This window comes from Pseudomonadota bacterium (assembly GCA_034189865.1).
Lineage (GTDB): Bacteria > Pseudomonadota > Gammaproteobacteria > UBA5335 > UBA5335 > JAXHTV01.
Genome location: JAXHTV010000001.1, coordinates 35,114 through 61,795, shown reverse-complemented (window position 1 = coordinate 61,795; position 26,682 = coordinate 35,114). Strand labels below are relative to the sequence as shown.

The 26,682-nt window shown below is 57.4% G+C and carries 25 protein-coding genes; 16 read left to right on the top strand and 9 right to left on the bottom strand.

Translation table 11 applies throughout. The features are described 5' to 3' along the window. Positions 1-121: 121 nt before the first annotated feature. From SVU69_00310 to aroE, 3 genes are read left to right on the top strand one after another with little or no spacing between them, the layout of a single operon-like run. Entirely contained in the window at positions 122-988 is an 867-nt protein-coding gene (locus SVU69_00310) for a methyltransferase domain-containing protein (GenBank protein MDY6941435.1), read from the top strand. Between the two features lie 6 nt (positions 989-994). Then, on the top strand, positions 995-2,002 hold the full coding sequence (gene hemB, locus SVU69_00305) for a porphobilinogen synthase (GenBank protein MDY6941434.1): 1,008 nt from the start codon (positions 995-997) through the stop codon (positions 2,000-2,002). 26 nt (positions 2,003-2,028) lie between these two features. Further along, positions 2,029-2,853, top strand: a complete 825-nt coding sequence (aroE, locus tag SVU69_00300; GenBank protein ID MDY6941433.1) for a shikimate dehydrogenase — start codon at positions 2,029-2,031, stop codon at positions 2,851-2,853. A 71-nt stretch (positions 2,854-2,924) separates the two neighbouring features. Here the strand turns inward: aroE and SVU69_00295 are convergent, their stop codons facing one another. After that, positions 2,925-3,311 carry a hypothetical protein gene (locus SVU69_00295; GenBank protein MDY6941432.1) on the bottom strand — a complete coding sequence of 129 codons (387 nt, stop codon included), beginning with the start codon at positions 3,309-3,311 and terminating at the stop codon, positions 2,925-2,927. A 141-nt stretch (positions 3,312-3,452) separates the two neighbouring features. Between SVU69_00295 and SVU69_00290 the strand changes: the two genes are divergently transcribed. The 3 genes from SVU69_00290 (at position 3,453) to SVU69_00280 (ending at position 4,786) form a co-directional block, all read left to right on the top strand. Beyond that, positions 3,453-3,737 (top strand): hypothetical protein, encoded by a 285-nt coding sequence (locus SVU69_00290; protein ID MDY6941431.1) that lies wholly within the window; start codon positions 3,453-3,455, stop codon positions 3,735-3,737. Beyond that, positions 3,697-3,975 carry a DUF427 domain-containing protein gene (locus SVU69_00285; protein ID MDY6941430.1) on the top strand — a complete coding sequence of 93 codons (279 nt, stop codon included), beginning with the start codon at positions 3,697-3,699 and terminating at the stop codon, positions 3,973-3,975. Before SVU69_00290 ends, SVU69_00285 begins: the two co-directional genes overlap by 41 nt. Before the next feature lie 199 nt (positions 3,976-4,174). Further along, a complete protein-coding gene (locus tag SVU69_00280) occupies positions 4,175-4,786 on the top strand; it encodes a hypothetical protein (GenBank protein ID MDY6941429.1) in 612 nt (203 codons plus the stop codon). A 17-nt stretch (positions 4,787-4,803) separates the two neighbouring features. Here the strand turns inward: SVU69_00280 and SVU69_00275 are convergent, their stop codons facing one another. The 3 genes from SVU69_00275 to gorA form a co-directional block, all read right to left on the bottom strand. After that, positions 4,804-5,799: a potassium channel family protein gene (locus SVU69_00275; GenBank protein ID MDY6941428.1), complete on the bottom strand. Its 996-nt coding sequence runs from the start codon at positions 5,797-5,799 to the stop codon at positions 4,804-4,806. A 126-nt stretch (positions 5,800-5,925) separates the two neighbouring features. Next, complete coding sequence (locus SVU69_00270) at positions 5,926-6,459, bottom strand: gamma carbonic anhydrase family protein (GenBank protein ID MDY6941427.1); 534 nt, start codon at positions 6,457-6,459, stop codon at positions 5,926-5,928. Positions 6,460-6,470: 11 nt separating this feature from the next. Continuing rightward, complete coding sequence (gene gorA, locus SVU69_00265) at positions 6,471-7,823, bottom strand: glutathione-disulfide reductase (GenBank protein ID MDY6941426.1); 1,353 nt, start codon at positions 7,821-7,823, stop codon at positions 6,471-6,473. A 209-nt stretch (positions 7,824-8,032) separates the two neighbouring features. Here gorA and SVU69_00260 point away from each other — a divergent pair, with 209 nt between their 5' ends. The 3 genes from SVU69_00260 (at position 8,033) to SVU69_00250 (ending at position 13,530) form a co-directional block, all read left to right on the top strand. After that, complete coding sequence (locus tag SVU69_00260) at positions 8,033-10,072, top strand: M3 family metallopeptidase (GenBank protein MDY6941425.1); 2,040 nt, start codon at positions 8,033-8,035, stop codon at positions 10,070-10,072. Beyond that, on the top strand, positions 10,069-10,833 hold the full coding sequence (gene xth / locus SVU69_00255) for an exodeoxyribonuclease III (GenBank protein ID MDY6941424.1): 765 nt from the start codon (positions 10,069-10,071) through the stop codon (positions 10,831-10,833). Before SVU69_00260 ends, xth begins: the two co-directional genes overlap by 4 nt. Positions 10,834-11,088: 255 nt before the next feature. Then, on the top strand, positions 11,089-13,530 hold the full coding sequence (locus tag SVU69_00250) for an EAL domain-containing protein (protein MDY6941423.1): 2,442 nt from the start codon (positions 11,089-11,091) through the stop codon (positions 13,528-13,530). Positions 13,531-13,540: 10 nt separating this feature from the next. Here the strand turns inward: SVU69_00250 and SVU69_00245 are convergent, their stop codons facing one another. Continuing rightward, positions 13,541-14,629: a 2Fe-2S iron-sulfur cluster-binding protein gene (locus SVU69_00245; GenBank protein MDY6941422.1), complete on the bottom strand. Its 1,089-nt coding sequence runs from the start codon at positions 14,627-14,629 to the stop codon at positions 13,541-13,543. A 217-nt stretch (positions 14,630-14,846) separates the two neighbouring features. Then, positions 14,847-15,569, bottom strand: coding sequence for a TetR/AcrR family transcriptional regulator (locus SVU69_00240; protein ID MDY6941421.1), 723 nt, complete (start codon positions 15,567-15,569; stop codon positions 14,847-14,849). A 99-nt stretch (positions 15,570-15,668) separates the two neighbouring features. Between SVU69_00240 and SVU69_00235 the strand changes: the two genes are divergently transcribed. From SVU69_00235 to tal, 4 genes are all read left to right on the top strand, one after another. Further along, positions 15,669-16,403, top strand: a complete 735-nt coding sequence (locus SVU69_00235; GenBank protein MDY6941420.1) for a DUF3592 domain-containing protein — start codon at positions 15,669-15,671, stop codon at positions 16,401-16,403. A 53-nt stretch (positions 16,404-16,456) separates the two neighbouring features. Beyond that, entirely contained in the window at positions 16,457-17,260 is an 804-nt protein-coding gene (locus SVU69_00230) for a TatD family hydrolase (GenBank protein MDY6941419.1), read from the top strand. Positions 17,261-17,346: 86 nt separating this feature from the next. Further along, positions 17,347-17,796, top strand: coding sequence for a DUF4124 domain-containing protein (locus tag SVU69_00225; GenBank protein MDY6941418.1), 450 nt, complete (start codon positions 17,347-17,349; stop codon positions 17,794-17,796). A gap of 46 nt (positions 17,797-17,842) precedes the next feature. Further along, on the top strand, positions 17,843-18,802 hold the full coding sequence (tal, locus tag SVU69_00220; protein ID MDY6941417.1) for a transaldolase: 960 nt from the start codon (positions 17,843-17,845) through the stop codon (positions 18,800-18,802). 35 nt (positions 18,803-18,837) lie between these two features. On the opposite strand, the gene SVU69_00215 is transcribed toward tal, so the two are convergent. From SVU69_00215 to SVU69_00205, 3 genes are all read right to left on the bottom strand, one after another. Continuing rightward, the gene (locus SVU69_00215) at positions 18,838-20,178 is read right to left on the bottom strand and encodes a diguanylate cyclase (GenBank protein MDY6941416.1); all 1,341 of its coding nucleotides are present in this window, start codon (positions 20,176-20,178) and stop codon (positions 18,838-18,840) included. A gap of 204 nt (positions 20,179-20,382) precedes the next feature. Next, positions 20,383-21,588 (bottom strand): acyl-CoA dehydrogenase family protein, encoded by a 1,206-nt coding sequence (locus SVU69_00210; protein ID MDY6941415.1) that lies wholly within the window; start codon positions 21,586-21,588, stop codon positions 20,383-20,385. 40 nt (positions 21,589-21,628) lie between these two features. After that, positions 21,629-22,756 (bottom strand): acyl-CoA dehydrogenase family protein, encoded by a 1,128-nt coding sequence (locus tag SVU69_00205; protein ID MDY6941414.1) that lies wholly within the window; start codon positions 22,754-22,756, stop codon positions 21,629-21,631. Positions 22,757-23,316: 560 nt separating this feature from the next. Here SVU69_00205 and SVU69_00200 point away from each other — a divergent pair. The 3 genes from SVU69_00200 to SVU69_00190 all read left to right on the top strand — a co-directional run bounded on the left by SVU69_00200 (position 23,317) and on the right by SVU69_00190 (position 26,681). Beyond that, on the top strand, positions 23,317-24,504 hold the full coding sequence (locus SVU69_00200) for an acyl-CoA dehydrogenase family protein (GenBank protein MDY6941413.1): 1,188 nt from the start codon (positions 23,317-23,319) through the stop codon (positions 24,502-24,504). Beyond that, the gene (locus tag SVU69_00195) at positions 24,501-25,736 is read left to right on the top strand and encodes an acyl-CoA dehydrogenase family protein (GenBank protein MDY6941412.1); all 1,236 of its coding nucleotides are present in this window, start codon (positions 24,501-24,503) and stop codon (positions 25,734-25,736) included. Before SVU69_00200 ends, SVU69_00195 begins: the two co-directional genes overlap by 4 nt. A gap of 207 nt (positions 25,737-25,943) precedes the next feature. Beyond that, positions 25,944-26,681 carry a glycosyltransferase family 2 protein gene (locus tag SVU69_00190; protein ID MDY6941411.1) on the top strand — a complete coding sequence of 246 codons (738 nt, stop codon included), beginning with the start codon at positions 25,944-25,946 and terminating at the stop codon, positions 26,679-26,681. The last annotated feature ends 1 nt before the right edge of the window (position 26,682 follow it).

The window sequence follows — 26,682 nt, the reverse complement described above, 5'->3', positions numbered from 1 at the left end:
GCCGATACGGAGTGTCCGCGTGTCCTACTTGCGGATACCCAGCCCCACCCTGCTTGCAATTTCCCGGAATTACGGGCACTTTTGTGCGCCGGTATGAACGATTCTTGGGAGGAGCGAGGTTGTGAACCAGGCGACCAGCAAAGATTACGAAAACGCAATTATCGACTACTACGACAATTGCGAGATCGACTACAAAATGCTTTGGCGTCTCGACCGATGCATGGCGATGCATTTCGGCTATTGGGACGAGACCACCAAGGGCGTATCCGATGCCTTGCTGCGCGAGAACCAGGTGTTAGCCGAACGCGTGGGTATCACAGCGGAAGATCGTGTATTGGACGCCGGTTGTGGGGTTGGCGGCAGCTCGATCTGGTTGGCCCGAGAAATCGGCTGTTCGGTCACTGGCATTACTCTGAGCCAACAACAAGTGGATCACGCGGCCACAAACGCAAACAAGCATGGCGTGGCCGACAAAGTCACCTTCGAGCGACGTGATTTCATCAACACCGGCTATCCCGATGCGAGTTTCGACGTTGTTTGGGGTGTCGAGTCGGTTTGTCACGCTGAGAACAAGGCGGATTTCATTCGAGAGGCGTTTCGTATTTTGAAACCGGGTGGACGTCTTGTCGTGGCCGACTTCTTTTTCTCCCGTCCTCAATACGCGCCGGAAGAAACCGAAATTCTCCAGGAATGGATATCCGGCTGGAGTGTTCAGGATTTGGAATACAGTGGCAATTTTCGCCGCGACCTCGATGAAACTGGCTTTGTCGACGTCGATATGGAAGACGCCACAGAGCACGTCAAACCGTCGGCAAAACGGCTGTACCAATACGCAGCACTTTCCCGATGGGGTGCAAAAATCCTGTTGTTGTTCCGGATTCGCAATCGCACGCAAGACGGCAACATACGCGCGGTTCATCGTCAATGGCTGGCGCTGCAGCAGGGTTTGTGGCAATACGGGATTTTCTCGGCCCGCAAACCCGCCTAGCACGCGATGACCAGATTCGGCGCAAGCTATCCGGCAACCCGTCCCAGGCGTTTGAGGCAAGCGGAATTTTCCCGGCGCTTGGTGCGGGAAAATGTCCTGACGACCGATGATCTCATTTTGCCGGTGTTCGTCGTTGAGGGCGAACATCGGCGTGAGCCGGTTCCGTCCATGCCAGGCGTGGCGCGTTTGAGCATTGACCTGTTGGTGGAAGAAGCCCGCGAATTGGTTCAACTGGGGATGCCGGCGGTCGCGTTATTTCCGGTCACTCCCCCCGAAAAGAAAACTCCAAATGGCGAGGAAGCGTTCAATCCCGACGGCTTGGCTCAGCGGGCTGTGCGGTCGCTGAAGTCCGCACTTCCGGAGTTGGGTGTGATCACCGATGTGGCGCTGGATCCTTTTACCAGCCACGGCCAGGACGGCCTATTGAACGCTCGGGGCGATGTGCTCAATGATGAGACCGTCGCCGTGTTGGTTCAGCAAGCCCTTTCCCACGCCGAGGCGGGTGCGGACATGGTGGCGCCATCCGATATGATGGATGGGCGGATCGGCGCCATTCGCGCGGCGTTGGAGTGCGGCGGGTTCACGGAAACCCGCATTCTTTCTTACGCCGTCAAGTATGCGTCGAGCTACTATGGGCCATTTCGTGATGCCGTGGGATCGGCGGCCAATCTCGGCCGTGCGGACAAAAAAACCTATCAGATGGATCCGGCCAATGCGCTCGAAGCGCTCCACGAAGTGGCGTTGGATCTGGGCGAAGGCGCCGACATCGTGATGGTCAAGCCGGGTATGCCTTATTTGGACGTGGTTCGGCGGGTCAAAGATGAATTTGGCGTGCCGACTTTCGTCTACCAGGTCAGCGGCGAGTACGCCATGTTGAAGGCGGCCAGCGAAAATGGCTGGTTGGACGAGACGGCGGTGGTTTTGGAGTCGTTGATCGCGTTCAAACGGGCCGGTGCGGACGCCATTTTGACCTATTTCGCCAAACAAGCGGCGGCTTGGCTACGCCAGCTTTAGAATATCACTGCAAAAAGGGTGCCACCATGACCGATCGCTATGCCGTCATGGGCAATCCTATTGCCCACAGCCGCTCGCCAGAGATCCACCGGATGTTTGCCGAGCAGACCCATCAGGATTTGTCTTACGAGGCCATTCTCGTTCCCGCCGATGGTTTTCGCCAAGCCGTTCAAGACTTCTTCGAACGCGGCGGACAGGGTATCAATGTCACTGTTCCGTTCAAGCAGGACGCTTTTCTGATTGCCGATCAAACCCATCCCCGGGCCGAACAAGCTGGCGCGGTCAATACCCTTATGCGGACCGTGGATGGCGTGCTTGTGGGCGATAACACCGACGGCGAAGGGTTATTGCGCGATCTGCAGCGGAACCACGGCGTCGAGTTGGCGGGTCGACGCGTTTTATTGCTGGGTGCGGGTGGAGCGGCCCGTGGCGTTATGGCGCCCATATTGGAGGCCGGTCCGCTACAGTTGTTCGTGGCCAACCGCACACCGGAGCGTGCCGATGAACTGGCGGAGAGGTTTCGTGATCTCGGTTCCGTCGCGGCCGGTGGTTTTACCGATGTGGGCGTGCTCCCGTTCGATGTCATCATCAATGCCACATCCGCCAGTTTGCGCGGTGAGGTGCCGTCTTTGCCCGCGACGCTCATCATGCCCACAACGGTTTGTTACGACATGGTCTACGCTCGGGAACCCACGGCGTTTATGCGATGGGCATTGGGCCACGGTGCGGCGCAGGCGATCGACGGGCTCGGTATGCTGGTTGAGCAAGCGGCTGCCTCGTTCGAGATTTGGCGAGGAATACTTCCCGAAACAGCGGCGGTGATCAATGCGTTAAGGCATGCTCCCCCGTGAGAGGTGGTCGAGGTGCTGAAAAAAAAGAGAGCGGCCGAGGCCGCTCTCTTTTGTATTTGTCGTTGTCCAGATTACGGCATGGAAGGCGCGTGGCTCAGGGACAACATGAAGGCTTCGCCGATACCGAAAGGCAGTAAGCCCAGTTCGAAATTGATCGGGCCTAGCAGCAGTGTGCTTGCGACGTCAACCACACGGTCGCGTCCTTCGCTAAACAGCGCGGGGTATTTGTCTTCCAGCATCCCGCCGATATCACCCAGATTAACCGGCCCCACCATCATGGTGAGTTCGCTCAGATAGGGTACCTCGAGCAACGTCATATCACCGGCCATGAGGATATAGCCTTGGCCATAGATCGCGGACAACTCGCCGTCGGTAAGTTCATGAATTTCGGCGTTCGCCGCGAACGGCAACACCATCAGGGCAGATAGAAAAGCGAAGGTGCAAGTCAGCTTGCGCATGGGGTGTCTCCCGAATCGTTGTAGTCGTCTTTATGTGTTGGCCCTCAACGGGCATTTTGGTGTTTTGCCACCGGATCGCCGTAATTCAAGCGGTATTCGTGCCAATTGCGTTTTGAAGAATGATTCGTCGTGTTTAACCTCATGAAATTATTTGTTTTTGTTGTTTTTTTTGCATCAGATGAATTGGGAGGGTTGACGCGTTACGTCACCCCTTGGCTGAAAGAATTTGTCATTGTTGGACCCGTACCGTCAGTTTCTGACCTTGAACTAAGCACGCTGAAAGCCAAAGAGCGCTTGTCCGGTCTCATGGTTGAATCGGGCATGTATCTGCTCGGTGCCGTGACGGCGGTGAGGGATTGTGAGGCCAGTGTTGGAGGTGATCGGTGTGAAAGCGATTTGGAATGGTCAAGTAATTGCGCAGAGTAACGACACCGTGGTGGTTGAAGGTAATCACTATTTTCCGTTCGATTCGGTAGATCAAAATTTTTTGCGCACCAGTTCTACCGAAACGGTTTGCCCGTGGAAAGGGACAGCTTCGTATTACGATGTAATCGTTGCTGGCGAGGTCAATAAGGACGCCGCTTGGTATTACCCGGATCCCAAACCGTCCGCAAATGCCATCAGGGGGCGGGTGGCTTTTTGGCGAGAGGTTGAGGTTGTTTAGCGGAGATCGACAGATCGAGTGATTCTGTCGGGCTCCAGCTTCTCAGGCCTTAGCCGATAATTGTCTTGAAACCGCTGATGTTCCCAGCCTTTGGTTGGTGACAAAAGTGGAGCGTTTCGTGAACTTTACCTAGGGTGGTGAAACGCTTATATCTCGTGTAGGGATACCGATAACGCTAACTATAAAGAGCCAACCCGAGATGTCTCAAGAACTTTCCCTGACTTGGCGCACGGAGCCTGAAGGTAAGCCCAATGGGTATCTGCGCACCTACCGTATCTATGGCAGTTCGAAAGAGCCCACCTATGATGTCGATGCCGTCACTCGTTTAGGAACGATTTACGAGCTCCGATTCCGCCCGGTCGAACAAAACATCGGGCGTCCATTCGTGATGATACGCTTGCCCGGCGTCGGTGTGACCGACTATGCGTTGTCCGATTGCGAGGGGATGGCGAGCTTTGGTCGTCTTTTGGGCTACCGATTCCAAAACGGCGTCGGAGAGGTGACGACCCTGATCCGGAATACCGACGGGGGTCTACCCGGTTTCTGCCGCAACATCGTTCGCGGCGATCATCGCATGCTGAAAATACGAAACGCCGTCAGTCATGAGTTAGTCGCGGTGTTTCAGCATAGCGTCGCTACGACTTCCCCTTGGTCTTCGGCTTGGTGGAAACGATTGTGGTCGCAACGCCATGAACAAGCTGCCGGGACGATCCGTATCGGTCCGTCCAGGAACGGCGTGACTGACAAACGTTTGATGGTGGCTTTAAGCGTGCTTCTACATTACGAATTCTTCGGACTGGACGCCTACTAAGGTTCATTCACGCGCACTTATCGGTTGAAAGCGTTGATGGCTTGTTCGACCCGCGCTCGCCCTTCGGGCGAGGCAATGACGATGAGGGTGTCGCCACTAGAAACCGACTGCTGGGGCGAGGGGTTATACAATAAGTCTTTGTCCGTGCTGACAGCCACCACCATGTAGTGTTCGCTGCGCGGTGGCAAGCGTTGTAGTTCGAACGTGGGTGTGCTCTCGGGTAGCGGGATTTCTTCGATTCGCCATCCTTCTTCCGTTCGCAGCATTTCGTCGAAGAATGACATCGTGTGCGGGCGGACCATGGCAGAAGCGATCCGCATGCCGCCGGTAAAGTCGGGAGAAACGATGGCATCGGCACCGGCTTTTCGCAGTTTGGGCGCATTGCGCACTTCCTGACAGCGTGCCACTACCCGTGCCTTCGGATTCAGTTGCTTTGATGTGAGGGCGATCATCAGATTTAAACTGTCATCACCGGTGACGGCGAATACGCCCCGGGCGTTTTCGATACACGCGGCGAACAGTAGGTCGTCGTCGCTGGCATCGCCCGCCAGATAGAGCAGACCCGGGAACCGTTCCAGTTGCGCTTTAAGCATCGTTTCATCCGGGTCGACGGCGACGAAGTGGCGGTGAGTGGCTTTCAATTCTCTGCCCACGTTGCGACCAACGCGGCCGAAGCCGCAGATCAGGTAGTGCCCCGAGAGTTTTTTTATCTCGTGTTCCACATGGCGTCTCCGTAGGGTTTCGTCCAGATCCCGTTCCAAAAACAAAACGGACAGGCTGGTGAATAGAAAAGTCAGCGTACCGAACCCGCTGATCGAGATAAGGCCGGTGAAGATCCGGCTGGTGAGGGTTTCTATGGGAATAACTTCGTCGTAGCCCACCGTGGTGATGGTGATCAATGTCATATACAGGGCGTCGGTGATGGATACGTCGCTGGGCCCCAGCCCGTAGAATCCCGCAGTCCCAAGCAAAACGATGGCGGCCAATACCATGGCGGCTGTTTGTAGGCGCAACAGTATCCGGTAAAGCTGACCTCCCGGCCTGCCGCTTACCGTGGGCGCTTTGCTGTGCCGGTTTTTTTTTCGTTTGGAGCCCAGCATGATTTCAAATTATAGGAGCCGTCGAATCACAACGATTGATCATCCCCGGGCGGCATGCTTGTTTTTTAGCCGAACGTAGTGCTCCGCCGAATAGCGGAGAAACGCCCGTTCCTCATCCGTGAGCGCCCGTAGCGGTTTGGCAGGTGTGCCCACATATAAGAACCCTGTTCGAAGTCGCTTGCCGGCAGTGACCAGTGCGGCGGCACCTACCGTGACCTCATCTTCGATCTCCGCACCGTCCATCACGATCGCACCCATGCCGATCAAACAGCGATCGCCCACCTGGCAGGCGTGGAGAATGACCCGATGACCCACCGTAACATCCTCACCCACGCTCAGTGCCAGACCGCCGGGACTGAATGGCCCATCATGGGTGACGTGGCAGATGGAACCATCTTGGATATTGCTTCGGGCGCCGATCCGGATCGAATGAACATCGCCTCGTAACACCGCACCGGGCCAGACCGAGCAATCATCACCGAGTTCAACATCGCCGATGACCGTCGCGGCGCTATCGACGTAAACGCCGTGCCCTAGCTTGGGTTGTGTGTTTCCGTATGTTCGAATTGTCATGCGCTGTATCCTCAGCGGAGCGTGACCACTTCCTCCGCCGTGGTCGGGTGTATGGCCAGGGTGTCGTCGAACTCCGCTTTGGTGGCACCGCGGCGGATCGCCACGGCGAAACCCTGGAGAATTTCGTCCACATCCGAGCCGATCATGTGAAGGCCGACGACCTTCTCATCGAGACCCGTGGTGATAAGTTTGATACGGGTGCGGCGCTTTGTGTCCAACATGGCACCGTAGAGTGGCACGAACTGACTGGTGTAAACGCGCACGTTGTCCTCACCGTATTGTTGTTTTGCCTGCGGCTCAGTCAATCCCACCGTGGCAACGGGCGGATGGCTGAAGACCACCGTCGGGATCGTCTCGTAGTGGAGGTGCCGGTCAGGCTGATTGCCGAACAAGCGATCGGCCAGTCGTCTGCCCGCTGCGATGGCCACGGGCGTCAGCTGGCTCTTGCCCGTGATGTCCCCGAGGGCATAGATGCCGGGGATATTGGTGTTTTCGTACCGATCGGTTGGGATGAAATGATGCGCGTTGAGCGCGATACCGGCGCTCGACAAGTTCAGGTTTTCCACGTTGGGCCGTCGGCCGATCGCCCATATGAGTTGATTGACGCCGTCGAAAGAATCACCCGCGTCGGTGACGATGCGAATCTCCTGTTCGCTCACCCGTCGGGCTTGTTGAATGTGGGTATGGTGATGGATCCGGATGCCGTCCTCCGCCATATATTCGGCCAACGTCTCTCCCAGCATGGGGTCGAAGTGGCGTAGCAGTCTGTCCCGGCGTAGCAGTAGCTCGACTTCCGTTCCCAACGCATTCAGCAAGCCAGCCAGTTCCACCGCGATGTAGCCGCTTCCCACCACCGCGACTCGGCGCGGGCGATCATCCAGTTCGAAGAACCCATCGGATGTGATGCCGAGCTCGGCGCCCGGGGTGGTGGGAATGTTGGGGCGGGTGCCCGTGGCGATAACAATATGCTCGGCGGTGTATATTTTCTCGCCGACGGAGAGGGTGTTTGGTCCTTTGAATCGGCCTTCGCCCCGGAGCGTAGTGATGTCTCGGCGATCCAGCTGGTCGGCATAAATCCCATTAAGCCGTTGCAAATACCGATCCCGCTTGGCCTTGATCCCGGGCCAGTCGAACTCCGGCCGTTTGACTTCGAATCCATAGGCGGGCGCGTCCTCCAGTTGATCGGCCATGTGGGCCGCATACCACATCACTTTTTTGGGGACACAGCCCACGTTGACGCAGGTTCCACCCAGTCGTTCACGTTCAACCAGCGCGACTCGGGCGCCGTGGTCGGCCGCTTGCTTGGCAGCGGCCAGTCCGCCGCTGCCCCCGCCCAGCACGAATAGGTCGAAATCGAATGCCATGATTTGTATTAGCTCCGGTGACAAAGTGGACCAGGAAAGGGCATCTTGGTGGGCCCAAAAAGGCCATGGTACATTAGCTCGCTCGGTAGCTCATCGGTGCGCCGGATCGGTCTGGTGCCTGATGCTGCGCTCAGATACCGCTAGTACTCAAACTTGCCGATGAATTTTCGTGTTCGACTGGCAAACCAACCGTGGAAACTGAAAGCCCCATGGATAACCCATTGTTGGAATTTAACGGCTTGCCCCGGTTTTCCGCCATCAGGCCGGAACATGCGGAGCCCGCGATAACCGGCGTAATCGAGGACAATCGTCGTCGTATCCAGGCCCTGTTGGAGCAGGAGGGAACGCCCACTTGGGAGAACCTAGTGGAGCCACTGGAAGTGTTGCAGGACCGTTTGGATCGGGTCTTTGCGCCCATCAGCCATCTTAACTCGGTCAAGGATTCGGAAGGCTGGCGGAACGCGTTCAATGCGTGTTTGCCGAAGTTAAGCGAGTACGGTACCGAACTGGGGCATAACCACGCCCTGTACGAGGCTTTTCACGAGATCGCGGCGAGTGCCGACTACGCTCGATACTCGCCGGCCCAGCGGCGCGTGATCGACAATGCGCTGCGGGATTTTAAATTGGCGGGCGTCACCCTGGGCGGCGAGGATAAGGCGCGTTTCAAAGTCATCATGCAGGAGTTGTCGCGTCTCGGCGCGAAATTCCAAGAGAACTTGCTCGATGCCACCCGTGCGTGGAACAAACCGCTTGGGGATGCCCAAGCGCTGAACGGGCTGCCCGAATCGGCAATAGCCCAGCTCCGCCAATACGCCGAGCGGGAAGGGCAGGAAGGGTATCTGGTGACGCTGGAGTTCCCCAGCTACCATGCCGTGATGACCTACGCCGATGACCGCGAATTGCGGCGAGCAGTGTATGAAGCCTATACCACGCGGGCCTCGGATCAAGGCCCTCACGGTGGCCGGTGGGACAATACGTCGGTGATGGAAGACATTTTACGCTTGCGCCACGAAGCGGCTCGGATCCTCGGGTATGCGGACTACGCTGAGCAGTCGTTGGCAACCAAGATGGCGCCTGATGTGGACGCAGTAAACGAGTTCTTGCTAGATCTCGTCCAACGCTCGCGGCCAGTTGCCCAGTCGGAACTTGATGAGCTGACCGATTTCGCCGCCCAGACCGACGGGATCAAGCCGCTGGAAGCTTGGGATATTGCTTACTACAGCGAGAAACTCAGAGTGGCCAAACATGCGTTGTCGCAGGAGGATTTGCGGCCGTATTTTCCCGCGCCCCGCGTGATCGAAGGCATGTTCGGGCTGGTTCAGCGGTTGTATGGCGTGCAGATTGCCGAAGGCCATCACGGCGAGCTTTGGCATCCGGACGTGAAGTTTTTCGAAATTCGAGACCCCGACGGGCGCTTGCGCGGGCAGTTTTTTACCGACTTGTATGCGCGGTCAGATAAGCGAGGCGGAGCCTGGATGGCTGATTGTGTCGGCCGACGGTTGGTTGGAGCGCATGTTCAAACACCGGTAGCCTTCCTGGTCTGCAATTTCACACCACCTTTGGGTGACCAGCCCGCACAGCTGACACACGACGAAGTGGTCACGCTGTTTCATGAGTTCGGGCATGGTCTCCACCATATGTTGACCAAAGTCGATTACCTACCCATTTCCGGCATCAACGGTGTGGAATGGGACGCCGTGGAACTGCCGAGTCAGTTCATGGAGAACTGGTGCTGGCAGCGGGAAGTGCTCGATTTGATCAGCGCGCATGTGCAAACCGGGGACCGGTTGCCGGATGAACTGTTTGCCCGAATGATTGATGCAAAGAATTTCCAGTCGGGCATGCAGATGGTCCGGCAGTTGGAGTTTGCCTTGTTCGATCTTCGTCTCCACAGCGACTATGACCCGGAGAAGGGCGGACGGGTGCAGGAGGTTATCGATGCCATTCGTGAGCGCGTGGCCGTCGTTTATCCGCCCGCCTGGAATCGTTTTCCTCACAGCTTCTCCCACATTTTTGCGGGTGGTTATGCGGCTGGGTATTACAGCTACAAATGGGCCGAAGTGTTGTCGGCGGATGCTTTTGCCGCATTTGAAGAACGCGGTTTGTTCGACCCCGCGATTGGTCGTCATTTCCTTGAAGCCATTTTGGAACAAGGTGGCTCGCGGGATGCTCGAGACTCGTTTATTGCCTTTCGCGGGCGGGAGCCGAACATTGAGCCGCTGTTGCGACACTCAGGCATCGCAGCATGAAAATCGCCAGTTGGAATGTCAATTCGCTTAACGTCCGTCTACCCCAGGTCCTGGAATGGCTGACGGACAATCCGGTCGACGTACTGGGTTTGCAGGAAACGAAGTTACCCGATGAACGGTTTCCCGCCGAGGCGATCGAGGCGGCCGGTTATCAGGTCGTGTACGCGGGTCAGCCCACCTACAACGGTGTCGCTGTCTTGACTCGAGCGCCGGTCTCGGACGTCATCACCGATCTGCCTGGGTTCGAGGATCCGCAGCGCCGCCTATTGGCCTGTACCGTTGGAGATTTGCGGTTCATCAACGTTTATGTCCCCAACGGCCAGGAGGTGGGCTCCGATAAATATGAATACAAATTGCGGTGGCTGGAAAAATTTCAGTCCTTTTTGTCGGGCGAACTTAGCGTTCACAGTCGGCTGGCTGTGGTGGGCGATTTCAATATCGCGCCGGAGGACCGGGATGTACATGACCCGGACGAATGGCGGGGCAAAGTGCTCTGTAGCGACTTGGAGCGCCTTGCCCTGGAATCGTTGTTGAAGTTGGGGTTGGTGGACAGTTTTCGCTTGTTTGAACAAGCCGACAACGCGTTCAGCTGGTGGGACTACCGAATGAACAACTATCGTCGCAATAGGGGCTTGCGCATCGATCTGATTCTTCTCAGCGAAACGTTGGCGCAAAGCTGCACTGACAGCGCAATCGACGCCGCTGTTCGGGGATGGGAACGGCCGTCCGATCACGTACCCGTGGTGGCGGAACTTCGTTAGTCAGTTTCGACCGCTATCTTGACACCAACGACTGACATCCATTCGCTGCCCTTGCCCCGAGATATGGGTAAAGACTCCTTCGCTCACGCCGATAAAAACTGACGGACGACAATTTCGATTTCAGACCGTCTTACGCCAAAGGCGCATGGCGCTAATCCGGTGTTTAGCGCGACAAATGATCGGTCGGTCGCGCTGTGACTGAATAAAAAAAAGAACCTGTCCTGTAGCCGTTTTATCCATACCGGGCTGGATTAAATGAGCGGCCGGCATGCGGGTGAGCGCCGCCTGGGGGACGATACCGGACGCATGAACAACGCCAAATCGACAGTCGGAAACGTGATCGCCAGTTGGTGGGCGCGGTTGGTTTCTGTGCAGTCCGAAGATCCTGAAACGGCTCAACTGGGTCAGGTCTTTAACACCCTGATGGTGATTAGTACGGGGGTCGTCGCCGCAATTGCCATCACCTTTATTATCGCCGGCTATTTGGGTGTCATGCCCAAGGCCCATGCCGCGGCCGGCCTTGCGTTCCCGGTTCTATTCAGTCCCGTTTCGATTATTTGTATCTGGCAGGCCAAGCGCGGGCGAATTCGCGCCATGATTTGGTTGCATTGTCTTGGCAACCTGATCGGAATCGGGGCAGGCGTGTTCGTATTCGGCGGCATTCACTCCGGCGCTTGGATGTTGTTCATCTGGACCATCATGATTGGCGGGACGTTACTCGCGCCGGCGTATGCTTTGGCCATGACGGCGGCGGTTACCGGCTATGCCATTCTATTACTCGTACTTGAACTGACCGGACTGTATGTTCCGCCGATCATGATCGATTCGGTCGCGCGCGAGTTTTTCTCGACCTCCCTGTTCTTCATCATGCTGGTTTCGACGGTGGGTCTGCTGACGTATTTCACGATGACCAATTTGCGCCAGACCCTCTCGGAGTTGCGAACCACCAACACACGTTTGGCATCGGAGATCGTCGAACGCAATCGGGCGGAAGCGCAGTTGCGGCAAGCGGCGGCCGTTTTCGAGAGTACACAAGACGGGGTGATGATTGTTGGGCTCGACAAGCGCGTGTTGGCAGTCAACCGCGCTTTTTGTGACATCACCGGCTATCGGTCGGAAGAGCTCGAAGGTCGCTCCGCCAGTCGCACGATGCGCTCCGGTGTTCACGATGATCAATTTTATCAATCGATTTGGGCTTCGATCATCGGCTCTGGCCATTGGCAGGGCGAGATTTGGGAGCGACGTAAGAACGGTGAGCTGTTCCCGGCTTGGTCGACCATCAGCGTGGTGCAGGACGAAGCGGGGCGGGTTTCCAATTACGTCGCCGTTTTCTCGGATATCAGCCGAATCAAGGAGTCCGAGGAAAAATTACAACGGCTGGCTCACTACGACCCGCTGACCGATCTGCCGAACCGCCACATGTTGGATATCAGTCTAAGCCGTGCCTTGGATCGTGCCGCGCGACGTGGACATCAGCTGGCGGTGTTGTTTCTCGATTTGGATCGCTTTAAAAACGTGAACGATAGCTTGGGCCATCCCATGGGCGATCGTTTGTTGAAGGGGATTGCCCAGCGATTGACGGCCCGTATCCGCAACGATGACACATTGGCTCGCCTGGGCGGGGATGAGTTTGTCTTGGTCTTGGAACATGTTGATCGGTCAACACAGGCGGCGACGGTCGCCCAGCAATTGATCGAGGCATTGGCGCAACCGTTTACGCTTGGCGCCCGTGAGGAAGTCTACATTGGGGTCAGTATTGGCATCAGTATTTACCCGGCCAACGGCTCAGATGCCACGCAACTGATTCAGCATGCCGATGCCGCCATGTATCGCGCCAAAGAGCATGGCCGCAATACTTTTCAGTTCTATACCGATGAGCTGACCGAGACCGCCAACGCCCGTTTGGCCCTCGAGACGAAGCTGCGAAAGGCTGTGGAGCGGGATGAATTCGAGGTTTTCTATCAACCCCAGGTCTCACTCGAGACTGGGCAGATCGTGGGGGCTGAAGCGCTTGTCCGATGGCGACATCCGCAGGATGGGATGATCTCGCCCGCTGAATTTATTCCCTTGGCCGAAGAGACTGGGTTGATTGTTCCCATCGGCGCCCGGGTGTTGGAGCTCGCGTGCCGGCAAGCCCAGGCTTGGGAGGGTTCGCTACCGTCGTGGTTCAAACTGTCCGTGAATCTGTCGACGATCCAGTTCGTTCGCGGAGGTGTGGCCGATACGGTACGACGAATTCTCGACCAGACGGGCTTGGCGCCCGAACGCCTGGGCTTGGAGATCACGGAAAGCACGATGATGAAGAGCGACAAGCGTACCCATCAGGCCCTGGCGCAGCTGAAATCCCTTGGGATTGCATTGTCCATTGATGATTTCGGCACCGGTCACTCGTCGCTCGCCTACCTCAAGCGCTTTGAAATCGATGTGCTGAAGATCGACCAAAGCTTCGTCCGAGACATCCCCCAAGACCCGAGCGACATGGAAATCGTTGCCACCATCATCGCCATGGCGCGAAACCTCAAACTCAGCGTGATCGCTGAGGGTGTTGAAACCCGACAGCAACTTCAGTTCTTGCAAAACAACGGTTGCCATGCCTATCAAGGTTTCTTATTCAGTCCGGCCGTGCCTGCGGAGGCGTTTACCGGCCTTTTGAATGACGCAAGAAACGGAGATGACCGGTATTCGGCGCTGCCGTAGTCGGGCCTTGCTATGACTCCGTGTGATCGATCTTTGCCAAGTGGCTTTTGTCTAGAAACTTGTCGAAATGAATGTGGTCTTCAGAAACGCCCGATTGCTCGAGCACCGCGAGTGCCGCATCGAGCATTGGTGGGGGACCGCACATATAGGCGTGAGATGCCGATAAATTCGGTATTTCTGTCAGAAGATCCGTAACCAGGCCTCGGCGTCCCTGCCAGTCGCTATCCTCTGGTTCTTCAGATAGGACCGGTACGAACTTAAATTGCCCTTTCCATTGCGATTGGATTTGGGTCATCTCGTCCAGGCAGTAGAGATCTTTTTGCGTTCTGGCGCCAAACAAGTATGTGCAGTCTCGTGAAGCACCATCGGCCACTGCTTGCTCCAACAGCGCTTTGAGCGGCGCCATGCCGCTACCGCCGGCCACACAAACCATGGGTGCATCAGCTGTTCGCAGCCAGAAGTCGCCATAGGGGCCTTTGACCAACAACCGGGAACCCACGCGGTCTTCACCGTGCAGCCATTCGGTGAACTTGCCACCGGACACCTTGCGGACATGGAATACCACGACATTCGGGTTCTCTGGGTCCGGTTTGGTAGAAAACGAGTAGGACCGTGACTCTTCGATGACGCCCGGAACGCTGATGTCGGCGTACTCCCCGGCCGTGTAATCCATGGGACCGTCGAGTTCGACGGTCAGTTCCACGATATCGTGGGTGAGCACTCGCGTGCCGGCGATGGTGCCTTCGCGCACGGTTTCCTTGTGAACCGAAGCCCGGGCCTCCGCCGACAGGTCTAGATCGTCGACGTGGATGCGAACGTTGCTCCGCGGTTGACTCTGACAGGCCAGGATATAGTTCTGTTGAAGCTCTTCTTGGGAAAGTAAGTAAGTTTTATCCGTGAATTCCTTCACCTTCCCCTCGATTAAACGAACCTTGCAGGTACCACAGCCGCCCACCCGGCAGCTGTAAGGGATCGGGATGCCTTCTCGAAGGGCTGCAGATAGCAAAAATGTTTTCCCATCGCATTCGATGGGTTTGTCCAAACCCTCAATGGTGAGGGTGAACGGGCCTTGGTCGCGCTTGAAGAATCTGGAGAACATGAGAAATCCCTGTCCTAGGCTTGTTTTGGTCCTCAGGCGACGAAAAGTCATCGGGCGTGCGGGCGTTCATTATCCGCAGCTCGCCTTGGTCGCTTCGGATTTTTCGCGGTGGCAAGGGGGTATAGCCGCTCCGGGACGGGCTAATACAGCGCCGACTGAATGGAGCAACGGTAGGAATCTTGCCGTTTGGCACTATAGGTTTGGCCCGGAAGGGGTGTCAAGACGGGCGCGATCTGGCCGGTTCGTGGCCCAGTGCCGCCGGTGGTCGGCAACCACAGGCCAGGAAAAAGCCGATCGCGATTTGATGCAGCGCATCCGCGGTATGCTCCGCGGTCTCAGACCGAGCCTGAACCAGACAGCCTTCGATAATGACAAACAGCGCGCGTGCGATGGGGATGCTGGATTCGTCGTAGAATCGGAAATGCCCCATTTTTCGCCCGTTGTCGAGGATGCGGGCCAGAAACTGTTCGGCATCCAGACGTGCCCGGGAGCGGAACTCCTGAATCAACGAGCGGTCAACCCGGCCGACGCCGATCAGAAGACCCGATACGCTTTCGAGATTCTCGGAGTCGTTGAGCACGCTCTCGATGCCCTGGAAGAACAGCAGCATTTGTTCACGCGGATCGTCCGTTGCGGCCATCGGACCGTAAACATGGGCGACCATCAGTTTCCGCAGTCGTTTAAGACACTCGAAAAACAAGGCTTCCTTGTTCCGGTAGTACCAGTACAATGCGCCTTTGCTCAAGCTGCATTTGCGGGAAATCTGGTCGATGGATACGCCGTCGTAACCGTAGCGTCCGAACATTTCAAACGCGGTTTGAAGAATGCGCTCGCCGGTTTCTTGTTCGTCTGGCTTGGAAATGGGGGTGCGGCTCACGGCTTTTCGGATGACTGCATTGGGCGGAATCGTGAAAGGCCGCAATTCTATACCGTCGTTCAATTCATTTCAATTTCAGTGAAAAATCACGGGTTATACGGCTGCGAGTTTCGGAATCTCCACGCGACGGTGCAGCCATTTTAGTTGGGGAGAAAGTGTGAAATGACAACACAAGTTCCGGGTGACCCTCCACCGGATACGGCGCCCGAGTCAGCAGCGCGGCGCAGCATGCTCTTGGCGGCGGTGCTGTTGAGCGTGCTGTCCTTGTTTATCGGTCTGCAAGGCGTAGTGGTCCAGCATCGCAGCATTGTGGACAAGAGCGAGGCGATTGCTGAAGTATACAGCGCCGAGGTTCGGCAGTTGGACGATGGCGCTTTCGTTCCCGTGGTGCGCTACCGATACCAACTCGGCGATGGGATTTATCGTTCCGATCAGTTGTTCTCTAATCCGCGGCGAATGGATCGCGCGGCGGCTGAGCGTTTCGTCCAGGATTACCCGGAAGGCGCGACGGTGATCGCCTATTTTGATCCCGAGGATCCACAGAAGTCCTTTCTGCGGCCAGCTCTGAGGTTCAACTCTTACCTTTTCACTTTGCTCGGCGTGGCGTTGCTCGCTATCGGGTTTAGTTTGTCGCGGTGGCAAGGGCGGGCGGGGGTGCCCAGCCGGACCTCGCCGGTGAGAATTCGCGCGATGAGTGCGTTGGCTTCAACGGCCATCTGGCAGCTCGGTGGCCTGCTGGTTTGGGGGCATTACTTCCGCCTGCAGCCGCCACCCTATGGTGTCGCGCCGGTGGTGGTTACGGTCTGTTATGTGTTGTTGGGCTTGGTTCCTTTGTGGCTCGCGGCCAAGTTCTGGCGGCAATCGCGTCAGATCCGGACATCCGGGGAGGCGAAATGATCGCCTCGTCCCCCGGGCCACTCGCGCCATCCGCGGCAAATCCGGAATTTCGATTGATTGATATCGGCGCCAACTTGACCCACGAGAGCTTCCACGAGGACTTGGACGCCGTGCTGCAACGGGCCGAGAACGCTGGCGTTGAGCGGATCGTGGTGACGGGCAGCGGGCTTGAATGCAGCCGACAAGCGTTGGCGCTCGCCCAAGCCTATCCGGCACGCCTGGCCTGCACCGCTGGCGTTCATCCGCATCATGCGGCGAGCCATGGTGCGGCCGAATTCGTGCATATCGCGGATCTGGCGGCGGTGGCGGAGGTGCGTGCCGTGGGTGAGACGGGACTGGATTTCTACCGCGATTTTTCGCCCCGCGTAGATCAGGAGCGGGCGTTTGAAGTGCAGCTGGAGATCGCGGCTGATACGGGTTTGCCGGTGTTTCTGCACGAGCGGGATGCCCATACCCGGTTTATCGCGATTCTAGCCCGTTATCGCGATCGCATCAGCGCTGCAGTGGTGCATTGTTTTACCGGTGATCGCGAGTCACTGGCGGCCTACCTGGATATGGACTTATATGTGGGGTTAACCGGTTGGATTTGCGATGAACGACGGGGAGCTCACTTATGGGATTTAGCCGGCCTGATCCCGGATGATCGTCTGATGATCGAAACCGACGCCCCTTATTTGCTGCCGCGAGATTTGCGTCCGAGGCCAAAATCGCGTCGCAACGAACCGATGTATTTGCCGCGCGTTCTGGCTGCTGTCGCGAAGGCGCGACAGCAGCCGATGGATCATCTGGCGGTGGTGACGCGGGCCAATGCCGAGCGTTTCTTCAACTGGCCCGGCGACGACGCGTGCGCTGCTTAAATGGCCGGTCTTCGCATGTGCCTCAGTTTGGCCGAATCCGATATGATAGTCGGCCGAGCGGGCCCACAACCATTGAGAAACTCGAAATGAGGTTGTTCGCCAGAATCTTCTTGGTTTTTTCAGCAGGCTGTCTGTTCGTCAGTGGGTTGACGCCTGCGGCAATCGCGGAGACTTACCGCTGGGTAGAGGACGGGCGGGTGCATTATGGTGATCATCCGCCGGTAGGTGCAGAGGCCGAAATTATCCGGTCCGATCCATCAATGCATCAGGGTATCGACAGTCGGCCGTCGCAAGCCGCCGAAGAGGCAGCCCAAGCTGCTCGCGAGCAACGGTTGGAAAAGGAGTCGGCGGAAAAGCAAAAGGCGGCGGCCGCCGCCGAGCGCTCCGAAAGATGCGATCAGGCCCGTCAGCAATTGCAATGGTATGAGCAGCGCCCGCGGGTTTTTCTCCCCGAGCAGCAGCGTTGGCTGGACGAGGGCGAGCGTGAGCAGCGGTTGCAGGGGCTCCGAGAAAGTATCCGAGAAAATTGTGACTAAAACCGATCTGTTCTATCGCGCAGATGGGCTAACCGAGTGATCAAAGATGAATAAATTGGAAGGGCTCCGCCAGCACAGTGTGGTGGTGGCGGACACTGGGGATATCGCTGCAATTGGCCACTATCGGCCCACAGACGCCACGACCAATCCCACGTTGATTCTCGCCGCGTCTCGGCAGGCAGATTATCAATCACTGCTGGAGGAAGCCGTGGCCTTCGGTCGTCGGCAGCACGAGACTGAGTCGCAACGCCTCGGCGCGGCGATGGACAAACTCTCGGTCAACTTCGGCTGTGAGATCTTACGCATGATTCCCGGGCGCGTGTCCACGGAGGTGGATGCGCGTTTGTCGTTTGACGCCAGGGCGAGCATTGAAAAAGCCCACCGGCTCATATCGCTATACGAGAAAGCCGGGGTGTCGCGCGATCGGATACTGATCAAGTTGGCCACGACCTGGGAAGGCGTCCAGGCCGCGCGCGAACTCGAACGAGAAGGGATCCACTGCAACATGACCCTGATGTTTTGTCTGGCCCAGGCGGTCGCTTGTGCCGAGGCCGGTGCCACACTGGTTTCTCCATTCGTCGGTCGCATCTACGACTGGTATCGCCAACGGGACGGGGTCGATGGCTATCCGCCCGACAAAGATCCGGGCGTATTGTCTGTGACCCGTGTCTACCACTATTTCAAGAAGTACGGCTTTTCGACCGAAATCATGGGCGCGAGCTTCCGCAGCAAGGATCAAGTCTTGGCATTGGCGGGTTGTGATTTGTTAACCATCGCCCCTTCGTTGCTGGAAGAATTGAGCGGTGAAAGTGGCGCGGTTCCGCCCATGTTGTCGCCCGATGCGGCGGAACGCGCCGATTTGCCTCGGATGGAAATGGACGAGGCGCGGTTCCGCTGGTCGTTGAACGAAGACGCCATGGCGACGGAAAAGCTGGCGGATGGGATACGTCGGTTCGCCGTCGATGCCATCCAGTTGGAGCGTTGCTTGGCGTCCCTCGAAGTCTGAACAGAGCCGCCTAAGTAGGGCTGATCCACTGCGTCTTAAGGGCGCGAGACAACGATGATGCGGTTCCGACCCTGATTTTTGGCGTCGTAAAGGGCTTTATCCGCCAAATGGACCAAGTGCCTCGCTTGTAGGTTCTTGAATTCCGATACGTGCGCAACCCCCATGCTGACGGTGATATGGTCGGCTACGCCTGAGTCGGCATGCGGTATGGATAACTCATTAATATTATTGAATATTCTTCGTGCGACCTGCTCGGCGCCATCCAAGTTTGTGTCGGGTAGAAGTACGGCGAATTCCTCCCCGCCGTAGCGGGCGGTCAGGTCGGTTAGCCGTAACGTGGCGCCACGGATGGCTTCGGCCACCCGCCGCAGACAGTCATCACCGGCCAAGTGGCCGTAGGTGTCGTTGAAGGCCTTGAAATAGTCGATATCGAGCAAAATCAGCGAGATCTGTGGCGGGTGTTCCGGGTCTGATAGCCGCTGGGGGTTGTCCCCCAGGCGCAGGAGCCGAATCCACTCCCGGCGCAGCGTGTCGTCGAAACAGCGCCGGTTTGCGACCTGAGTCAGTCCGTCCACCATGGTCATTTGACGGAGCGATTCGTTGAAACGGGTCAGTTCCAGCGCTTTCCTGTCGAGTTCCTCGTTTTGTTCCCGGATGATTTCGGTCTGGCGATGTTGTTTTCTCAACAACTCGACGAAACGGTATTTTGTGATCCGGTTCAATCCGTTGACCACTGACGTGACCAGAGACAGCGTGATTCCTGTCGCGGTGACCACGGCGTAGATATTGGGGGGCACCGTCAAGCCGTGATGGGGGGTGAAGTGATAAGCGCCGTGAAACGCCAATGACAGGGAAATGCCCGCGATAAAGCTCACCGTGAAACCGTGGGTCAGTCCCAGAAATGCCAGAATGGTCAGCAACCCCATCACGGAGGTGAATACTGTCAGATAAGTGAAGCCGTCCGTCACGCCAAAGGCCATCATCAACAGGGCATGGCCCATCGTGACGAACAGCGTGACATGACGGAAGTGAATGGGCACGCGCAGACACACGTCGGTCCGGAAGTACGTGTAGTTGGCGGCAACGATCAACGCGGCGAAGACCATAAACCGGGATAGATCGGCCATCGGGATGTCCGTGAGTCCCAGTTGTCGGGTCCAAACTGTCATTCCGGCAAGGAAAAACCAGAAAAAGCTTCCCATCAGTGCGGCTCGGGATGCCGTTTGGCGCTTTCGGGTCAGTGCGCCCGGTCCCTTGAGCTCGAAGCTTCGGAAGCCAGAACGTTTCTCTGCGGCTATCAAGTTATTCTTTCCTGGTCCGGTCACCATCTCCCGTTTGGCGATGCGCATTTTTGTCTTTGTCGCGGCATCGATCATCTGGTTCGCTCTCCAAACCCGGATGATATGGAAGGTGGGCCCCCAATTTCTTACAAGTATCTAGCTAATCATTTGGTCGTCGGACAGATTCACTGTCGACGTATATGATGTCCTTTCTGGTGAGCCGCGTCGAGCCCAAATAAAAACCCCCATCAACAGCACGTTGACAGGGGTTTAGATAAACTCAATGAATCGATAATTCGACTACTTGAGTTCTTTCGAGCTTTTACCCAGCACTTGGCGGGCGACAATGAGTTGCTGGATTTGTTGAGTGCCTTCGAAGATGTCCAGGATCTTCGAATCACGGGCCCACTTCTCGAGCAGCTCAACTTCGCTATAGCCGAGGTTGGAGCACAGCTCCACGCAGCGAAGCGTGATGTAACTGCCGACGCGACCGGCTTTTGCCTTACACATCGATGCTTCTTTGGAATTGGGGATTCCATTGTCCGCCAGCCAGGCAGCTTTAAGGGTCAGAAGGCGAGCGGCGTCCCACTCCGATTCCATCCATTCCATTTCCGCTTCGAGTGCATTACCACGGAACCGGGTGTGCTCGTAGGTGATTTCCACACCTTCCCGGGCCAGCAGTTCCGTAGTCAGATCCAAGGCCGCGCGGGAGACGCCCAAAGCCATGGAGGCAACCGCCGGGCGGGTATTGTCGAACGTCTGCATGACGCCGCCGAACCCTTCCTTTTTGTCCTTGATTTCGGCCGTTCCCAGCAGGTTTTCCGAGGGCACGCGAACATCGGTGAAGTTGATCGCGGCAGTATCCGAGGCGCGGATACCCATCTTCTTCTCCAGCCGGACCACCTCGACACCCGGCAAGTCCTTCGGCACGACGAAGGACTTAATGCCCGCCTTGCCCTTGGATTTGTCGATGTTGGCCCATACAACGACATGCGTCGCTCGGCCGCCGTCGGTGACGTAAATTTTCTCGCCGTTGATGATCCAGTCGTCGCCGTCACGCTTGGCAGAGGTTTGGATGTTGCCGGCGTCGGAACCGGTACCGGGTTCGGTGATGGCCATCGCCGCCCAGACTTTACCGAACTTTTCTTTTTGTTCCGGCGTGGCCGCAGCCATGATGGCCGCGTTGCCGAGGCCTTGGCCTGGGATTGCCATCATCAGGCCGACGTCACCCCAACACATGGCAGTGATGGCTGGCACCGACATCAGGTTCTGGCCGTTCTTGACTCCAGGGGCCTGCTCTTTCTTCTCGCCCTTGTCTTTCTTCCCGCCGGAGTCTCCGAAGCCGCCCATGCTGCCCAGCATTTGTTTCATGGCATCGAGCTCTTTCGGCGGCTCGTGCTCGGCGGCGTCGTACTTTCGTGAAATGGGTCGGAACATGGATTTGGCCAAGCCGTGGGCCATTTTCTCAATATTCGTGACTTTTGGCGGTAGTTCCAGATTAATCATCGCGTTTTGTCCTCTTCGAATTCGTTTCCGTAGCGCCGCTTTAAATGGCGAAGCAACCTTCGACAATGGCTACGCCGCGAAGATTCCGGTACCACAACTCTTCCAGGTACTCGCGAATGAAGCCCGCGCCACCGAGGATTTGTACCCCGTTGTTACCGATCTCGAGCATCCGCTCCGATGCGTTGATGTAGGCCAGATGCGCTTCGCGGTGGAATTCGAGGCCTTGTTCCGCACGGGAGGCGGCGCGCCAAGTCAGCAGGCGGACGGCTTCCAGTTCAATTGCGATATTGGCGACCATGAAGGCGACCGCCTGACGGTGGGAAATCGGTTCGCCGAAAGCCACCCGCTCGTTGGCGTATTCGGTGACATGCTCGAGCAGACCCTGTGCCGTGCCGCATGCGGCGGCGCACAAGCCGAGGCGGCTCAGGTCCAGCAAGCGGTTGTAATCGAAAGTTTTTTCCTGTTCGCCCAGGAGGGCGTCAGCCCCAACTCGGACGCTCTCTAGCTTCACGATGCCCGGTTGGATCGCATGCACGCCTAGGTAACGTTGCGATTCGGTGGTGACACCGGCCGTTCCGGCTTCGACGATGAACGCCTGCGGGCCTTGTCCTTCAAGGTTCGCAATGACGATAAAGAGCTCGGCCGAGGTGGCTAAGGGAACCAGTGATTTGACGCCATTGAGAACGTATCCGTCGCCATCTTTGGTTGCCTGAGTTTGAATGTCGCGCACGTCAAACGTGGCACGCGGTTCGGAGATCGCCACCGCCGCGGGTTTGAAAGACTCGCCAACGAAACCCGGCAGATATTTAGCTTTCTGTCCTTCCGAGCCTTGGTCAAGCAAGGTGTTGACCACGCCCAGCGGTGAGAGCACGGCCAAGGCCAGTCCCATATCGCCTTTGGCCAAATCTTCGGCTATGAGCACATTGGAAATAGGAGAGCGATCCTGTCCCGCGCCGCCGAATTCTTCCGGCACGGCCAGCATGGTGATGCCCAGCTCATGCGCCTGTTGCAGGAACTCCGCGGGCAGTTCGTAGTTTTCGTCGGAATTCCGGGCAATGGGCCGCATTTCCGATTCGGCGAAACGCTGCATCGCTTCGCGGGTCATGCGCTGTTCGTCGGTGGGTGTGAGATCGAACAGTGGCGCTTGTTTAGCGCTTGATTGAGTCATGAGCTCGTCCTCTTTTTTGTCTCATGCGGTAACAGAAGCTTGACGATCCGACACAACCGGCTTGCGAGGCCGTCCGTTTGTTTTTTACAACGATGCGACGGCCGGCGAACCAGTCCAAAAAAGCCGCGAGTGACAGAAGGCATGGGTTGGTCGATTGATTAAGACGGTTGGTCGATTCGATTGGAAAGAGCGCGAAATCCTAGCATTTCGGCCGGGTATTTCGCAAGAATTTCAAAGCGCTGCAGTGGCCGTGCGGGTACGTATGGTTCGTTTGACTGGATTTTTGGCCGCGTTAAAGCCTAGGATGGCTTTCGAGTGCACAGGGAGTGTGTTCCGCGCCGCTCGGCGTGTCATGTGGGCTGACCAAACTCGTCGGCCGGACGCGGTGGGAAGGCGAACGACAAGGCCCCATCAGTATCGACGATGTCTTACCGTTGCCGACACATCATGGCCTTAAAAAAATAAGAATCCCTGAGCAGACATGGATTGTGCGAATGATCGGCTGTGTCCACCTCGGGCACCGTTCGTGATCAGATCGCGATCACATCAGGAGTTCAAGAATGATTTCTTTCTATCCATCCGAGGAAGAGCGCGCGTTGCTCGAGACCATTCAGCGTTTTGCTGAAGACAGTCTCGCACCGGCCGTTCGCGAAGCCGACCGGAACATGACGGTAGCGGATTCGGTCCGTAATACGTATCGCGAAACCGCGATGCACTTGGTCGGGCTGCCTGAATCTCACGGTGGCGTGGGCTTCGGTCTGACCGCCAAGGTGCTGGCGGAAGAGGCCTTGTCGAAAACCGACGCGGCGCAAGCCGTCGCCTTGGACGACGCGGGACTGGCCGCTCAGGCTATCGTGGCGCTGGCAACGTCCGAGCAAGCCGAAGCCTTGTTATCCCCGCTGGCCGATCAAGCGGACTACTCATTGGCGTTCGCGTCCGCGGAGTCCGACCCGGCCGCCCATCTGGGTTATATGTCGGCCCGCGCCGAGCGGCAAGACGGCGGGTTTGTGCTGAACGGCGAGAAACTGGGTGTCTACAACGCGGCACGGGCCAAGAAATTGATCGTACTGGCCAAAACTTCCGATGCGGAAGGGCTGTCTGGCCTGGATGCGTTTGTGGTTGATCCCACCTGCCAAGGGGTGGAGATTACGCCGGAAGATCGAATGGGCCTTCGGGCCGGCGGGGCATGCCGAATCCGATTCGACAACGTTTCCCTGTCCGCGAATGCTCATTTGAACGGCGCGGACGATCAGACCGCGGCGCTTGGCCGATTGTTTAATATCGCCCGCACCGTCACCGCCGCCCGTATCGTGGGTGCCGCCCGCGGCGCCCTGAGCTACGCCATCGATTATGCCCAGGACCGCAAGACGTTCGGTAAACCCATTTGCGGTCACCAAGGGTTGGCGTTTTTTATCGCCGACATGGAAGTGGCGACCGAGGCGGCCCGGAATCTGGTGCTCAAAGCCGCTTATGAACTCGAGAACGGAGAGGACGCCACCGTATCGAGTTGCAACGCCGCGATCTACGCCTGTGAGTCGGGTGTTCGGGTCACCGTGGATGCCGTCCAGGTCTTCGGCGGTGCTGGTTTCATGAAAGATATGCCCGTTGAACGCTATATGCGGGATGTCCGCACGCTAGGCAACATGTTCGGCACTTCCGAGGATCATATCGCCGTTCTTGGAGAGTTCCTGTACGCGCCGACGGACGCAGTCAGCAAGGAAAGCACGCAGAAGGTGGCCACCGCATGATCGATTTCACTATCACCCCCCAAATGAAGATGGCGCGCGAGATGCTTCACAGCATCATGGACACAAAAGTGCGCCCCTTGTGTCTGCAGGCCGACCAGGATGCCGGCTACCCGGACAGTTTTTACAAAGAACTGGCGCCTTTGGCCCGAGGCATGAGCGGCGGTCTCGGGGGCGGCAGCGGCTCCGGCAAGAAGAAGGGCGCCGGCAGCGCCATGAGTATGAAAAACATGGCTTTGCTGGCGGTAGTCGCCGGGGAAGAGCTTGGCTGGGGGGATCCCTCCATGGCGTTGGTGATGCCCGGCGCCGGCACGGGCGGACCGGCACTTTCCGCCCGGGGCACCGATGAGCAAAAAGAAAAGTATTTCGGCATGCTGCAAGGCTCCGAGCCTCGGTGGGCCGCCTATGCGTTGACCGAACCGGGAACGGGATCGGATGCGGCGGCGATCCGCACCCGCTGCCATAAGGACGGCGATGAATATGTCATCAATGGCACCAAGTGCTACATCTCCAATGGCGCGCGGGCAGAGTGGACATTGGTGTTCGCGACTATCGATCCGTCGTTGGGTCACGCCGGCCAGCGGGTGTTTATCGTGGAGAAGGGAACGCCGGGCTTTTCCGTGGGCAAAATCGAAGACAAGCTCGGCTTTCGGGCGACCGAGACTGCTGAGTTGCGCCTGGAGGATTGCCGGGTTCCGGTAGAGAACCTTCTGGGCGGCGAAGATTCCTATCAAGGCGATACCAAAGCCGGTTTCAAAACGGCTATGGAGTTTTTCGATACCAGCCGTCCGCTGGTGGGCATCATGGCGGTGGGCATCGCCCGTGCCTCATACGAAGAGCTGGTCCAATGGGCGAAAGACAACTACATGTTGTCCCGGCCAATTCCCCGTTATCAGGCCATCAAAGACAAGCTCGCCGATCTTCAGCGCAAGATCGACGCCGCCCGCTTGTTGTGCTGGAAGGCCGCCTGGATGGCCGACAACGGCATTCGCAACACCAAGGAAGCCTCGATGTCGAAACTGTACGGCCCCGAAGTGGGTATGGAGGTGACTTCGACTGCGGTTCAGATGATGGGCGCGACCGGAACTGCCAAGGGAAGTCTGTCGGAAAAGCTGTTCCGCGATGTCAAGGTATTCGACATCTTTGAAGGTGCCCACCAAATTCAACAGATGGTAGTGGCCAAAAACATCTTTGATCGGGTGCAACTCAGTACCAGCGGAGAAGTTTTAGGCTGAGTGGAGCGCCATCGTCCAATTGAAATGGGCGCTTTCCCACGGAAGGCGCCCATTTTTTTAGCAGGGCGGCGCCGCGTGATACTTGGCCTATTTGCTGGTCAGTGACCCGGATTTACTCGTCGATGGCATGTGTTCGCGAAGAAATCTGATATGCTTTGCCCGCTTCCATTGGGCTTGACCTTTTCCGTTCGTTGACCAGCTATCATTATGCCGATTCAACCCGAATTGTCCGTCGTTATCCCCGTCAAGGATGAAGCCGAAAACGTCGCGAATCTAGCGGCTGAAATCCACGCAGCCCTCAAGGGTGTCATACCTTTCGAGATGATCTTTGTTGACGATGGCAGTTCCGATGCCACCGCGGAGCGTATTCTCGCCGCACGCGTCGAGCTCGGCGATCATTTGCGGCTGCTGCGGCATGCCCGAAACGCCGGCCAATCGGCCGCCGTCGCCACCGGTGTTCGCCATGCGCGCGCGCCTTGGATCGCCACCTTGGACGGGGATGGGCAAAACAATCCGGCTGATATCCCCAAACTCTTGGCCAGAGTCGGCCTTCCGGGCACCGCTGATTCGAACGTGTTGGTCAATGGCCACCGCGTATCCCGCCAGGACACCTGGTTACGGCGGATTTCTTCGCGGGTTGCAAATACGGTTCGCGGTGGTTTGCTCAACGACAATACCCCGGATTCCGGGTGCGGTTTGAAGCTGTTGCCGCGTGAGTTGTTTCTTCGTCTACCCTATTTCGATCACATGCATCGATTCATTCCGGCCCTGGTCATCCGCGCGGGTGGCCAAGTGGTATCGGTTCCAGTCGATCACCGTCCGCGAGTGGCGGGTCGCTCCAAGTACGGACTCAACAACCGGTTGTGGGTCGGACTGGTGGACCTGTTGGGGATGATCTGGCTCAACCGGCGTGCCCGTTCACCGCAGCAGGTCAGTGAGGAATAGT